General features: G+C 70.5%; 14 protein-coding genes and 1 pseudogene. 8 read left to right on the top strand and 7 right to left on the bottom strand.

Features of this window, described 5'->3' with window-relative positions:
* Window positions 1-98 precede the first annotated feature (98 nt).
* Together MZC64_RS13770 and MZC64_RS13765 are read left to right on the top strand one after the other, a co-directional pair.
* Window positions 99-1145, top strand: coding sequence for an LLM class F420-dependent oxidoreductase (locus MZC64_RS13770; RefSeq protein WP_247756784.1), 1047 nt, complete (start codon window positions 99-101; stop codon window positions 1143-1145).
* A 72-nt stretch (window positions 1146-1217) separates the two neighbouring features.
* Window positions 1218-2048 carry an undecaprenyl-diphosphate phosphatase gene (locus tag MZC64_RS13765; protein ID WP_247756785.1) on the top strand — a complete coding sequence of 277 codons (831 nt, stop codon included), beginning with the start codon at window positions 1218-1220 and terminating at the stop codon, window positions 2046-2048.
* On the opposite strand, the gene MZC64_RS13760 is transcribed toward MZC64_RS13765, so the two are convergent.
* Window positions 2030-2365: a hypothetical protein gene (locus MZC64_RS13760; protein WP_247756786.1), complete on the bottom strand. Its 336-nt coding sequence runs from the start codon at window positions 2363-2365 to the stop codon at window positions 2030-2032. The genes MZC64_RS13765 and MZC64_RS13760 overlap by 19 nt on opposite strands.
* A gap of 109 nt (window positions 2366-2474) precedes the next feature.
* On the opposite strand from MZC64_RS13760, the gene MZC64_RS13755 reads away from it, so the two are divergent.
* Window positions 2475-3185: an MSMEG_4193 family putative phosphomutase gene (locus tag MZC64_RS13755; RefSeq protein WP_247756787.1), complete on the top strand. Its 711-nt coding sequence runs from the start codon at window positions 2475-2477 to the stop codon at window positions 3183-3185.
* On the opposite strand, the gene MZC64_RS13750 is transcribed toward MZC64_RS13755, so the two are convergent.
* Genes MZC64_RS13750 through MZC64_RS13740 form a run of 3 tightly spaced genes read right to left on the bottom strand, consistent with a single transcriptional unit; the run spans window position 3138 to window position 5657 of the window.
* A complete protein-coding gene (locus MZC64_RS13750) occupies window positions 3138-4403 on the bottom strand; it encodes a HAMP domain-containing sensor histidine kinase (protein WP_247756788.1) in 1266 nt (421 codons plus the stop codon). The genes MZC64_RS13755 and MZC64_RS13750 overlap by 48 nt on opposite strands.
* Before the next feature lie 4 nt (window positions 4404-4407).
* The gene (cseB, locus tag MZC64_RS13745; RefSeq protein WP_247756789.1) at window positions 4408-5082 is read right to left on the bottom strand and encodes a two-component system response regulator CseB; all 675 of its coding nucleotides are present in this window, start codon (window positions 5080-5082) and stop codon (window positions 4408-4410) included.
* Window positions 5079-5657, bottom strand: coding sequence for a hypothetical protein (locus MZC64_RS13740; protein ID WP_247756790.1), 579 nt, complete (start codon window positions 5655-5657; stop codon window positions 5079-5081). The genes cseB and MZC64_RS13740 overlap by 4 nt, the downstream gene beginning before the upstream one ends.
* Window positions 5658-5835: 178 nt before the next feature.
* On the opposite strand from MZC64_RS13740, the gene MZC64_RS13735 reads away from it, so the two are divergent.
* The 5 genes and pseudogenes from MZC64_RS13735 to MZC64_RS13720 all read left to right on the top strand — a co-directional run bounded on the left by MZC64_RS13735 (window position 5836) and on the right by MZC64_RS13720 (window position 8962).
* The gene (locus MZC64_RS13735) at window positions 5836-6588 is read left to right on the top strand and encodes a polysaccharide deacetylase family protein (protein WP_247756791.1); all 753 of its coding nucleotides are present in this window, start codon (window positions 5836-5838) and stop codon (window positions 6586-6588) included.
* Window positions 6585-7784, top strand: a complete 1200-nt coding sequence (locus MZC64_RS13730) for an LCP family protein (RefSeq protein ID WP_308301000.1) — start codon at window positions 6585-6587, stop codon at window positions 7782-7784. Before MZC64_RS13735 ends, MZC64_RS13730 begins: the two co-directional genes overlap by 4 nt.
* A pseudogene (locus tag MZC64_RS49110) lies at window positions 7774-8133 on the top strand (DUF6542 domain-containing protein); the annotation flags it as partial. The gene MZC64_RS13730 and the pseudogene MZC64_RS49110, both read left to right, overlap by 11 nt.
* A 139-nt stretch (window positions 8134-8272) precedes the next feature.
* On the top strand, window positions 8273-8494 hold the full coding sequence (locus tag MZC64_RS13725) for a hypothetical protein (protein ID WP_247756792.1): 222 nt from the start codon (window positions 8273-8275) through the stop codon (window positions 8492-8494).
* 42 nt (window positions 8495-8536) lie between these two features.
* Complete coding sequence (locus tag MZC64_RS13720; RefSeq protein ID WP_247756793.1) at window positions 8537-8962, top strand: ATP-binding protein; 426 nt, start codon at window positions 8537-8539, stop codon at window positions 8960-8962.
* 1 nt (window position 8963) lies between these two features.
* Here the strand turns inward: MZC64_RS13720 and MZC64_RS13715 are convergent, their stop codons facing one another.
* The 3 genes from MZC64_RS13715 to MZC64_RS13705 are packed head-to-tail and all read right to left on the bottom strand — an operon-like array spanning window position 8964 to window position 11921.
* On the bottom strand, window positions 8964-9449 hold the full coding sequence (locus MZC64_RS13715) for a hypothetical protein (RefSeq protein WP_247756794.1): 486 nt from the start codon (window positions 9447-9449) through the stop codon (window positions 8964-8966).
* Complete coding sequence (locus MZC64_RS13710) at window positions 9446-10381, bottom strand: aminoglycoside phosphotransferase family protein (RefSeq protein ID WP_247756795.1); 936 nt, start codon at window positions 10379-10381, stop codon at window positions 9446-9448. Before MZC64_RS13710 ends, MZC64_RS13715 begins: the two co-directional genes overlap by 4 nt.
* Window positions 10382-10400: 19 nt before the next feature.
* The gene (locus MZC64_RS13705; protein ID WP_247756796.1) at window positions 10401-11921 is read right to left on the bottom strand and encodes a peptide deformylase; all 1521 of its coding nucleotides are present in this window, start codon (window positions 11919-11921) and stop codon (window positions 10401-10403) included.
* Window positions 11922-12088 lie beyond the last annotated feature (167 nt).

Raw genomic sequence — 12088 nt, 5'->3', positions numbered from 1 at the left:
GGTTGTGGGTAGCTGGGGCGTGGTGGCGAGTCACTCGGTCGTGTGACCGGTGTCACGGTGGCCTACCCGGTTTGTTACTAGCGAGTAAGGTTCGGCGGGTGCGACTTGGGCTGAACCTCGGATATTGGGGCGCCGGTAACGACGCCGAGAACCTCGACCTGGCCAAGGAGGCCGACCGGCTCGGCTACTCCGTGGTCTGGGCCGCGGAAGCCTATGGCTCCGACGCGCCCACCGTGCTGAGCTGGATCGCCGCGCAGACCGAACGCATCGACGTCGGTTCCGCGGTCTTCCAGATCCCGGCGCGGACCCCGGCGATGGCCGCGATGACCGCGGCGACCCTGGACACCCTCTCCGACGGCCGGTTCCGGATGGGACTGGGCGTGTCCGGACCGCAGGTCTCGGAGGGCTGGCACGGCGTGCGTTTCGACAAGCCGCTGGGCCGGACCCGGGAGTACGTGGAGATCGTGCGCAAGGCACTGGCCAGGGAGCGGCTGAAGTACGAGGGGCAGCACTACACGCTGCCGCTGCCGGATGGCCCCGGCAAGGCGCTGACGCTGACCGTGCACCCGGCGCGCGAGCACATCCCGATCTACCTGGCCTCCATCGGTCCGAAGAACCTGGAGCTGACCGGCGAGATCGCCGATGGCTGGCTCGGGGTGTTCTTCTCCCCGGAGCACTCCGCGGAAAGCCTGGAGTCGATCCGGGTCGGCCGCGAGCGCGCCGGCAAGACGATGGAGGGCTTCGACGTCGTGCCGACCGTGCCGCTGGTGGTGGGGGAGGACTGGCAGGCCTGCGCGGACAAGGTCCGGCCGTATGCCTCGCTGTACCTGGGCGGGATGGGCAGCAAGCAGAAGAACTTCTACAAGGACCTGGCCACCCGGATGGGCTTTGGCGCGCAGGCCCAGGAGGTCCAGGACAAGTTCCTGGCCAAGGACTACGAGGGCGCCCTTGCCGCGGTGCCGCTGGAGTTCATCGACGCCACCTCGCTGCTGGGCCCCCAGGAGCGGATCACCGAGCGGATCAAGGCTTTCGCGCAGGCGGGGGTCACCACGCTGACCGTTTCGGCGATGCTGCAAGATCTTGACGAGGCGACGCTGTCCCTTCGCGTCGCGGTCGAAGCCTTGGAAGCAGCTGGAGTGGGGTAAGTGGCGCATCATCTCGCGGTCGCCGACCGGGTCATCGAATCAGTTGGCGACCGCGGGATGGTGGTCTGAGCCATGACCTGGCTGGAAGCCCTCGTCCTTGGCGTGGTCCAGGGGCTGACCGAGATGCTGCCGATCTCCAGTTCCGGTCACCTGCGGATCGTCTCGGAGTTGTTCTTCGGGCGGGACGCGGGCGCGAGTTTCACCGCGGTGACCCAACTGGGCACCGAGGCCGCGGTGCTGATTTATTTCGCCAAGGACATCTTCCGGCTGGTCGGCACCTGGTTCCGCGGGTTCGGCAACGCCGCGGTGCGCCAGACCCAGGACTACCGGCTGGCCTGGTACGTGATCATCGGCACCATCCCGATCAGTGTGCTGGGGCTGCTGTTCAAGGAGCAGATCCGCACCAGCGGCCGCAACCTGTGGGTTGTGGGCACCACACTGGTGGTGTTCGGTCTGGTGCTGGGCGCCGCGGAGCTGTACGGCAGGCAGAAGCGCACGGTGGAGCAGATGACGCTCAAGGACGGCCTGATCATGGGCTGTGCGCAGGCGATGGCGCTGGTCCCCGGGGTGTCGCGCTCCGGTGGCACGATCACGGCGGGTCTGTTCATCGGGTTGAACCGGGCGGCGGCGACCCGGTATTCGTTCCTGCTGGCCATCCCGGCTGTGGTGGCGGCGGGGATTTTCTCGCTGCCGGATGTCTTCGAGCGGGCCGGGGCGAACGCGCCGAGCATCGCGCAGATGATCGTGGCCACCGCGGTGGCCTTCGCCATCGGCTATGTGACCATCGCCTGGCTGCTGAAGTTCGTGGCCAAGCACAGCGTGTACGTCTTCGTCTGGTACCGGGTGGTGCTGGGCCTGTTCGTGCTGGCGATGCTGTCCTCGGGCTACATGTCGGCGACCTGACCGTCCGCGCGGCGGGTGCAGGTGCCCAGGCAGCGCCGGTAGGCCTGCTCGGCCCGGGCCCGGCAGGCCCGGTTCTGTTCCCGGCACTTGACCGCGGACGTTCCGCCGCGCAGGCAGCGGTCGTAGGCGAGGTCGCAGTTGCGGCGGCCGTCCTCGTACTTGCGGCGGCAGTTGTCCGTGCACGGGCCGGCGGCCAGGTCCTCGGCGCAGGCGGGTGCGGGGGCGGCGGGGGCCGCGGCCGCCGCCGGTGCGGTGAAGAGCGCGCCGAAGGCGGCGAGGGCGAGCAGGCCACGGGCCAGGCGAGTGCTGTTCGACATGTCTTCGTTCCTAGCAGTCGGGTCCGGCGAGCGTGCGGTGAAATGGCCGATCCTCACCCGCTGGGTGCCTGGAACCGGTGGCGTGGGTGGTGGCACGTAAGCTGCCGGGGTGGCGACGCTCATCCTTCTGCGGCATGCACGATCGGTGGCCAACGGTTCCGGGACCCTGGCCGGACGTGCCGAAGGAGTGGGCCTGCACGAGGACGGCCTGGCGCAGGCGCAGGGTTTGGTGGAGCGGTTCGCCGGGGTGCCAATCGCCGAGATCGTCTCCTCGCCGTTGCAGCGCTGTGCCGAGACCCTGGCCCCGCTGGCAGCCGCGCGGGAGCTGCCCCCACTGGCCGAGCCGCGACTGTCCGAAGTGGACTATGGCGAGTGGACCGGCAAGGCGATCACCGATCTGCTCAAGGAACCGCTGTGGAAGGTCGTGCAGCAGCACCCCTCCGCGGCGGTCTTCCCCGGCGGTGAGGGTCTGGCCGCGGTGTCGGCGCGGGCGGTGGCCGCGGTCCGCGAGCACGACGCGCGGATCAGTGCCGCGCACGGGGCCGAGGCGATCTGGGTGGCGTGCAGTCACGGTGATGTGATCAAGGCGATCCTGGCCGACGCGCTGGGCTCGCACCTGGACGCCTTCCAGCGGATCCTGGTCGATCCGGGGGCGGCCTCGGTGATCCACTACACCGAGCACCGGCCGTATGTGTGGAAGGTCAACGACTCGGGTGCGCTGGCCGGGCTGGTGCGGGCGGAACGGCCCAGTGAAGACGCCACGGTGGGTGGGTCAACCGGTGGCCAGACCGCTCCCGCCGAGACCGCTCCCGTCGGGTAGGGCCGGGTTCGCGGGCAGTTCCAGGGTGATGATCGCGCCGCCGTCTTCGGCGTTGGCGAAGGTCAGGGTGCCGCCGAGCACGCGGGTCTGGGCGGCGGCGATGGTCAGGCCGAGGCCGTGTCCGGTGCCGCGGTCGCTGCTGCCGGTGCGGAAGCGGCTGGGTCCGTCGCGGAGCAGGTCGGTGCCGAAGCCGGGTCCGTGATCGCGGACCCGCAGGGTGCGCCCGTCGACGTGGACCTCCACGGGGGGTTTGCCGTGGCGGCGGGCGTTGATCAGCAGGTTGACCAGGACTCGTTCCAGGCGGCGGGGGTCGGTGAGCACGGTCTGGGACTCGCCGCTGACCTGGGCTTCGGGGGTGAGGGCGGTGACCCGGCGCTGGACGAAGGTGAGCAGGTCGAACTCGGTGAGTTCGGCCTTTTCGGTGGCGGTGTCCAGGCGGGCGACTTCGAGGACGTCCTCGACCAGTCCGCGCAGGGCTTTGATGCGGTCGCGGACCATTTCGGCTGGGCGGCCCGGCGGCAGGAGTTCGGCGGCGGTGACCAGTCCGGTGACCGGGGTGCGGAGTTCGTGCGCGATGTCGGCGGTGACGCGTTGTTCGGCGGCCAGGCGTTCCTGCAGGGCGTCGGCCATGGCGTCCACGGCCTGGGCGAGTTCGGCGGTCTCATCGGCTGGGCGGCCGCCGATGGCGTCGCGGACCCGGACCTCGGTGTCACCGTCGGCGACCTGGCGGGCCGCGGTGGCGGCCAGGCGCAGCCGGCGGGACAGGCGGGCCCCGAGGATCACGCCGAGCAGGGTGCCGAGCACGACGACCGCGGCCGAGCCGATGACCAGGACCTGGTCGAGCTGGTCGAGGGCGTCGTCCTTGTCGGCGTAGGAGGTGCGGATGGAGAGGATCTTGCCGTCGGTTTCCGCGGCGGCCCAGATCCAGGCCTGGCCGGGGCGGCGTTCCAGGTAGGTGGCGCGCTGGCCGCCGTGCACGGCCTCGCGGAGTTCGCGGGGCAGGTCGGGGGAGTCCAGGTCGGCGCCCAGGGTGGCGGTGCCGGACATGGCGTAGTCGCGCACGACCAGTTGGATGCGTTCGTCCTGCAGGCGGCGGGCGTCGGTGAGTTGCATGCGGGCGAACTCGGTGCGCACCAGCACGCTCAAGCCGATCGCGACCAGGGCGCCGACCACGGCGATGACCGCGCTCAGTCGCCAGCGCAGGGTTGTCGGGAACACCGGCTCAGCCCCGTAGCTTGTAGCCGAAGCCGCGCACGGTCTCGATCCGGTCCTGCCCGATCTTGACCCGCAGCCGTTGCACGTGCACGTCCACCACCCGGGAGTCCCCGCCCCACTGGTAGTCCCACACCTGTTCCAGCAGCACGTCGCGGGTGAGCACGTTGCCGGGGGATTCGGCGAAGCAGAGCAGCAGCCGCAGTTCGGTCGGCGTCAGCTCGACCTGTTCGCCGGCGAGGCGGACTTCCAGGCCGTTCTTGTGGATCTCCAGGTCGCCGAAGCGCAGCACGGTGTCCTCGACTTCGCGGCCGGCGCGCACCATCCGGCGGACCACCGCGCGGATGCGGGCGACCAGCACGGTGGAGTCGAAGGGTTTGGTCACGTAGTCATCGGCGCCGGCCTCCAGTCCCAGGACCACGTCGATGGGGTCGGCGCGGGCGGACATCATGATCACCGGGGTGGGGCCTTCCTCGCGGATCTGGCGGCACAGGCTGACCCCGTTGAGGCCGGGCAGCATGATGTCGAGCAGCGCGACGTCGGGTCGCGCTTCGCGGTAGGCGGCCAGGCCGGCCAGGCCGTCGGCGGCCACGGTGACGGTGAAGCCGTCGCGTTCCAGGGTCAGCTGGGTGGCCTCGCGGATGACGTCGTCGTCCTCGACCAGCAGCACGTGCAAGCCGCTCACTTCTTGAACTCCTCGAAGGCGGTTCCGGTCCAGCGGTAGACGGTGATCTCTTCGCCGCTGGGGCAGCAGCTGCGGTCGGCGGGCTCGTAGACGGGGTGGCTGAGCACGAACCCGATGCTGGGTTCGACCTTGATCACGTTGCCGGGTTCCTCGGTGCCGAACAGCCGGCGCGGCGGGGTGGCGGTCAGCTCGTAGATGTAGCTGCCCAGCACCCCGCGACCCGGGTAGACGCCGGATACGCTGCCTGCGCAGGCGCGGATGGAGGCCAGCAGTTCGGCGTTGCCGTCCCCGGTGAGGTCGATGAAACGGACATCCACCGCGTACCGGCTGTCCCCACACGGTTTGAGCTGGAGTTTGATCTTCTCCCCGACCTGGGGGTCGGCGCGCAGGATCGCGATGGCATCGGCGCTGGGGGCGGTGCCGCTGCTGGTGGGCGGGCTGGTCGGGGGTGGTTTGACCTGGCTGGCCGGGCCCTCCAGCTGGACGCCGCCGACCGTGGCGCACCCGGCTGTGACACACCCGGCGGCCAGCAGGGCGGCGCCCAGGGCCGCCGCGGGGCCGATCCGCCTTCGCATGCCGCTCATTGTGCCCAGGCAACCACGCCCCGGCGTCGACGGCACACCTGCCCCACCGGGTGTTACGTGCCTGGTGGGGGAGTGCCGGGCGGCTGTTACAGAACCGTCGGACGGCCATGACAAAGCGCGCTTAGCGTCGGAAACGTCCTGCTCAGACAACTTTCGGGGAGTTGTTCACATGCTCAAGCGTCTCGGTCCGTTCCGTTACGTGGCCGCGGCTGTGCTCGCGTTGATCGTGGTGGCGCTGCTGCTCAACCGGAACACCGCCGGGACCCCCGAACCCGCCGCGAGCAGCCCCGGCCCGGAGTCCACGGACAAATCCCCGGATCCGGCGCCGCGCCCGGTGCCCAGTGGCGAGCCGGCCAAGGTGGTCTACAAGGTCGACACCCAGGACCGGGTGGTGTTCCTGACCATCGACGACGGCGCCACCCGCCGCCCCGACATGATCGACATTCTCAAGCGCAACGGGGTCAAGGCGACGTTCTTCCTGACCAACTCCTACGTCAAGCAGGACCCCGGCTTCTACAAGAAGCTCCGGGATGAGACCGGCGGCGCGATCGAGAACCACACCGAGTCCCACCCCAACCTCAAGGGCCGCTCGCTGGAGGCCCAGCGCACCGAGATCGGCCCGGTCTCCGACACCTACGCCACCGAGTTCGGCGCCCGCCCGACCCTGTTCCGCCCGCCGTTTGGCAACTTCGACGACAACACGCTCAAGGCCGCCGGTGAGGCCGGGATCAAGTGGGTCGTGCACTGGGGCTCGGAGATCATCAACGGCAAGGTGCAGTTCAGCGGGCCGCACGAGTTCCGGCCCGGCTCCATCGTGCTCATGCACTTCCGCAACACCTTCGAGCAGGACGTCCAGGCATTCGTGGACCAGGCCCGCGCGAACAACCTGACCCCCGCCCTGCTCACCGACTACCTGAAATGAGCGCGATGAACGCGAAAAAGTCCACCTCGACTCGCCGGGTGCTGACCGGGATAGGCAAGACCGGCCTGGTGCTGGTCTCCGTCGCCGCGCTCACCGCCACCGCCGCCGGCTACCTGACCTACCGGCAGGCCACCGTCGGCCTGGCCACCGACAACGTCATCACCGACGACAAGGGCGAGCCGGTGCTGCCCAAGGCCCCCGGCACCGACACCAACATCCTCCTGGTCGGGGTGGACTCGCGTACCGACGCCCAGGGCCGCCCGCTCTCCCGTGAAGTCCTGGACGCGTTGCAGGCCGGGGATGCCAACGGGGAGCAGAACACCGACACCATGATGCTGGTGCACGTCCCGGCCGATCCGAACAAGAAGGCATTCGCCGTCTCGCTGCCGCGGGATTCCTATGTGGACATCGCGGGCGGGTTCGGCAAGCACAAGCTCAACTCCGCCTACGCCCGCGGCAAACTCGCCAAGGCCAAGGAACTGCGCGGCCAGGGCAAGGACGCGGCCACGGTGGAGAAGGAGTCGGTGACCGCGGGCCGCAAGAACCTGATCAACACCATCGGCAAGCTCACCGGGCTGACCGTGGATCACTACGCCGAGATCAACCTCTACGGCTTCAGCGAGATCACCAAGGCCGTCGGCGGCATCCCGGTCTGCCTGAACAAGCCGGTCAAGGACGACTTCTCCGGCGCGAACTTCCCCGCGGGCAAGCAGACCCTGGAAGGGGTGGACGCGCTGAAGTTCGTCCGCCAGCGCCACGGCCTGCCCGCCGGCGACCTGGACCGGGTACGCCGTCAGCAGGCGTTCCTGGCTGGGCTGGCCAACCAGGTGCTCAGCGCGGGCACGCTGACCGACCCCGGCAAGGTCAAGGACCTCATCGACGCGCTGACCCGCTCGGTGGTGCTGGATCAGGGCTGGGACCTGCTCGGTTTCGCCCAGCAGGTCCAGGGGCTCTCCGGCGGCAAGATCCAGTTCCACACCATCCCGACCCTGCGCTCCAACCTGGCCACCCCCGGCGACGGCGTCGCGGTGGAGGTCGACCCGAACAAGGTCAAGGGCTTCGTGCAGGGCCTGCTCACCGGGGACGGCACCCCCGCCAGCGCCTCGGGCGCCGGCACTTCGGCTGGCAAGGTGCGGCCGGTGGCCAACACCGCCCAGCAGCCCATCGACGCCGCCGGGATCCCCTGTGTCAACTGACCCCCACACTCGCGCGGGCGAGCAGCACCCGAGCGCCACTCGCCCGCGCGTCCCCTTCTGGGCCGCCATCCTGATCGCCTATCTGCCCGGCGCCGCCGGTGGTCTGCTCGGCGGGTACTGGTTGCCCGCGGGGATCGGACTGGGCTGTGTGGCCGCCGCCCTGCTGGTGGCACCCGGTGGCCTGTTCACCGCAGCCGTGCAGCCTCCGCTGATCACCGCGGCCGTGGTGGCCACCGTCGTCGCAACGGGCACCCCGCTGCTGGCCGCGGTGTCTGACCTGGTGAAGACCTTCCCCTGGCTGGCGGCCACCACGGCTGTGGTGATCGCGATCGTGCTGGGCCGGGTGAACCGCGCACGGCGGACCTGCGTAGTCAGGAGAGCCTCGCCCGGCGCAGTGAACCGGCGTGAGACGCGCGTGAAGGCGGGCTCGACCTCCCGGAGCGGGCGGTCGGAATGGTTGCGTGGTGGCAGGGAAGGGGTGAGCGCCGATGAGTCTGAGAGCACGCCACGCCCGGCGTCTGGCCAGTCTGCTGACCGCCCGCACCGGCGCCTACGTGCTGGTGCGCTACGACCGGTCAGCCGCTCGGTACCAGGTGCAGTGGAGCGGCGGTCCTGATCGCGACGCCATGCGCGAGCTGGCCGCCGAATACACCGAGGAGGTCGCCGAACTCGAGCTGGCCGAGCTGATCTGGCTGCGCAGCAGCGGCTGAGGCAAGGCGTTGTCCGCTTCCCGCCGCCGTGGGAGGTTCCCGATGATCGTGCTCAGTCTGGAGATCGGCAGCGACGCGCACCGGCTGCCCGCCGTGCGCGCCGAGGTGGATCCGGTGCTGCGCCGCCTGTTCCCGCCCGCCGAGGCCGAGCAGCTGGGCCAGGCGGTGCGGGAGGCGGTGGCCAATGCCATCCAGCACGGCAACGCCGCCGACCCGCGTGCCGCGGTCGGCATCACCCTGGCCCTGGCCGAGGACGAACTGCTGATCCAGATCAGCGACCAGGGCGAAGGGTTCGTGCCCGCCGCCACCGCAGGCCCGGACTACCCGCCGGCGTTGTTGCGCCCGCACGGCGGCGGCCTGACCCTGATCCTGGCCGCGGTCACCGGCCTGGACGTCACCCGCGCCGGCGGCCGTTTCCAGCTCACCCTGCGCGCGGCCTTACCGGCCCCGCAGTCCGACGCCGCCTGACTCAGGTGGGCGGGTCGAGCTGGGCGGTGACCGCCGCCCGGACCTCGGCCCGCAACACCGCCCGGTCCCGCCCGCCCACACTGCTCCACTCGCCGTGCAGCGGGAAGACCTGCGCCAACGGCGCCGCCACCACCGCATCGTCGTACCCGGCCACCCGGCAGATCCAGTCCACCGCGGCCAGCACCTGCTCCTCGGTGACCAGCCCGTCCGCACACCGCCGGGCCACCGCGGTGAACACCACCCGCGCCGCCGCCCCCAGGTCCGGTTCCGGCGCCCCGGCCTCTACCAGGGCCCAGGGCAGCACCGAGCGGACCTCCTCCAGATCCTGCCCACTCATCCCGGCGAGCATGCGCAGGTCGGTGCCGTCGAGATCCTCGGTGAGCCAGTGCGCCGCCCACCGCGGCATGCGCTCCGGCGGCGCGATGCCCAGCCGCAGTCCGGCGGCCGCCAGCTCCGGCGTCGGCGTCTCCTCGAACAGCGGCATCATCGCCGCGCCGCCAGATCCGGTCCCTTGACCAGCTCACCCAGCCACCCCGGCACCGCGTCCGCCCACTCCGCCAGCGCGGACTCATCAGCCCCGAGCAGGGCGCGTTCCCAGGCCAGCGCCCGGCTGATCGCGCCGAGCCGGGTGGTCAGCGCGAGGGTGCGGCCCAGTTCGGCCGGGGAGCCCAGATCCGACCACGGCTCCAGATAGGCATCCCGCAACCGCAGCATCTCCGGCGCCGTCTGGTCCAGCTCGAACTTGCGGGCGGCCACCCGCAAGGAGACCAGCAACGTGGTGAACGGGTGCGCGATGCTCGCATCGCCCCAGTCGAAGAACCGGTACCGGCCCCGCACGTCGACCAGGACGTTGGCATCGTGCAGGTCATCGTGCTGCAACCCCAGCGGCACCGGCGATCCGGCCAGCTCGGCGCACCAGTCCAGGAACCGCGGCCGCGCCGCGGCGACCTCGGGCAGCTCGTGTTCGCCGAGCAGCCGGTCCAGGTGGGCGGGCAGGGCGGCGGGGGAGAGGTCGGGCACGCCCAGCCCCAGGAAGTCCGCCGTGTGCGGCGCCAGTTCACGTTGCAGCCCGGCGTACTCGCCCAGCAACCGCGCCCAGGCCGCGAGCCCGTCCTGCGCCGATTCCCGTAGCGTCGTGCCGCCGTCGGGCAGCAGCGCCCAGCCTCGCTCGACGTCCACGGCCAGGGGCGTGATCACCCGATCTGGCGCCAGCGAGCCGAGCGCGCGCAGCAATCCCGCCTCGTAGCGCAGACCCGGGCCGTTGGCCTTGAACCACACCGGACCCGTCGTGGTGGGCACGGTGGCCACCGTGGACCACGGCCGTTCCCGCACCCGTTCGATCTCGCCGGTGCGCACCCGGCCGTCCAGGTTCGCCTCGATCCAGGCCACCGCCTGCGGCCACCACCCGGGTTCGCTCATGGCGGGCACCGTAGAGGAACTAGTACTCCCAGTTCATCCCAGTTCCCTGGTACTCCGCCACCGGGATGGACTCCGCCTCGGTGCGCATCCGCTCCGGGTAGAGCACCCCGTGCAGATGATCCACTTCGTGCGCGATCAGCCGCGCCACCCCGTGGCTGAAGATCGTGATCCGCCGCGCGCCGGAGAGTTCCTGGTGTTCCACGTGCAGCGCCAGTGGGCGGGTCACCAGGCCGCGGACGTCGAAAAAGCTCAGGCAGCCCTCGTATTGCTCGTCGGTCTGGTCCCCGATCTCGATGATGCGCGGGTTGAGCAGCATGATCAGGTCCTCGCTGCCCGGCGGCAGCACCAGTGCGGCGGCGCGGTCGATGCCGAGCTGGTTGGCGGCCAGTCCCATGCCCTTGCCGAAGGTGTGCGCGCGACAGATCCGCTTGGCCGCGGTGCGCAACTCGTGCAGCACCCGGCGCGCATCCTCGGCCTCATCGGGCAGGACGAACGGGCGGGCCGGGCGGTGTAACAACGGGTCGTCGCGTTGCAGCACACCCAATGCCTGCATGACTTCACTGGGACGCTGCTGTCGGGCTTCCGCGGCGATGCGGGCGGCGGCCCGGAAATGCCATTCGAGGCGGTAGCGGGCATGTAAAGGAGGGTCCTCGGTGGCCCAGGAGTACACCCGTCGGCCCTGCTCGTGGCGCTCGTCGATCGCGGTGCGAAACGGCATCGCCTCGGCGGTCATCGAGGTGTGCAGCCCCCACACGGTGGGTTCCAGCTCGGCCGGGAAGTCCAGCCGCATGGACAGGCGTTTGGTGGGCAGCCGGACCGCGCGGCGGAACCACGGGCCCCACTTCTCCGCGCGCACCGAGTAGGTGTACTCGATCCAGGTGCTCTGCCCCGGATACAGCGGGAAGTGGCCGCTGTCGTTGGCGAAGAGCAGCCAGAGTTCTTTGAAAGCGTCCCGGTCGTGCTGGGCCACCCAGTGCATCGGCTCGGCCCTGCCCTCGCCCCACCAGGCGGTCAGCGCCAGCTCGTTCCAGGTCAGCGGGTTGTCCCGGTACAGCCGGTTGGACTGCTCCGGGTTGTCCGGGTAGCGGTCCACCGCGATCCGGATCAGGTAGCGGGTGATCGGCTCGGTGCCGGAGTTGACCAGCTTGCGGCGCATGGTCGCCCGGTAGGAGTGCCCGTCGAAGTGCAGTTCGGCGTCATCGTGCTCGACCAGCAGGCTGGAGCCGGTGGCCGCCTCCACCCCGACCTCGGGGCTGGGCTGGATCAGCCGGATCGCCACCGGCCGGTTGGTGTCGTAGTCCCGCCAGGCCCGCCGCAACGCCCCCGCCGCCCGCAACGCCTCATCGGCGGCCTTGGCGAACTCCCGGGAGGGACGCTCGTGCGCGCTCTCCACCTTCGAGACATAGGATCGGCTGTAGCCCATGGCGTTGGCCAGCGCCGTGCGAGAGAGTCCGCGCACGTCACGCCACCGCCGTAGCTCGGCGATGAACGCATCCAGATGCGCGACATCCTCGCCCGGGGGCTCCTCGTCAGACACCATGCCGCCGCCTCCACCGCTGAGGCGTGAGTCGGCGTGAGAGGCGCGTGAGTCCACGCACATCTTCCGTTAGCCGGCCCACCACTGGTCTGCTCTAACCACAGATAGCACACAAGCGACCGCGCGGAGTGTTCAGGAGGGCTTCTGTTATGGAACTTGTCCAGCGGGTG

Source organism: Crossiella sp. S99.2 (genome assembly GCF_023094165.1).
Classification (GTDB): Bacteria; Actinomycetota; Actinomycetes; order Mycobacteriales; family Pseudonocardiaceae; genus Crossiella.
This window is presented reverse-complemented; position numbering and strand designations above follow the sequence as displayed.

Bases quoted from the DNA above. Each gene is read 5' to 3' on its own strand.
- MZC64_RS13765 (WP_247756785.1), top strand. From the start codon at position 1,218: ATGACCTGGCTGGAAGCCCTCGTCCTTGGCGTGGTCCAGGGGCTGACC.
- MZC64_RS13760 (WP_247756786.1), bottom strand. From the start codon at position 2,365: ATGTCGAACAGCACTCGCCTGGCCCGTGGCCTGCTCGCCCTCGCCGCC.
- MZC64_RS13740 (WP_247756790.1), bottom strand. From the start codon at position 5,657: ATGCGAAGGCGGATCGGCCCCGCGGCGGCCCTGGGCGCCGCCCTGCTG.
- MZC64_RS13735 (WP_247756791.1), top strand. From the start codon at position 5,836: ATGCTCAAGCGTCTCGGTCCGTTCCGTTACGTGGCCGCGGCTGTGCTC.
- MZC64_RS13730 (WP_308301000.1), top strand. From the start codon at position 6,585: ATGAGCGCGATGAACGCGAAAAAGTCCACCTCGACTCGCCGGGTGCTG.
- MZC64_RS13725 (WP_247756792.1), top strand. From the start codon at position 8,273: ATGAGTCTGAGAGCACGCCACGCCCGGCGTCTGGCCAGTCTGCTGACC.
- MZC64_RS13720 (WP_247756793.1), top strand. From the start codon at position 8,537: ATGATCGTGCTCAGTCTGGAGATCGGCAGCGACGCGCACCGGCTGCCC.
- MZC64_RS13715 (WP_247756794.1), bottom strand. From the start codon at position 9,449: ATGATGCCGCTGTTCGAGGAGACGCCGACGCCGGAGCTGGCGGCCGCC.
- MZC64_RS13710 (WP_247756795.1), bottom strand. From the start codon at position 10,381: ATGAGCGAACCCGGGTGGTGGCCGCAGGCGGTGGCCTGGATCGAGGCG.
- MZC64_RS13705 (WP_247756796.1), bottom strand. From the start codon at position 11,921: ATGGTGTCTGACGAGGAGCCCCCGGGCGAGGATGTCGCGCATCTGGAT.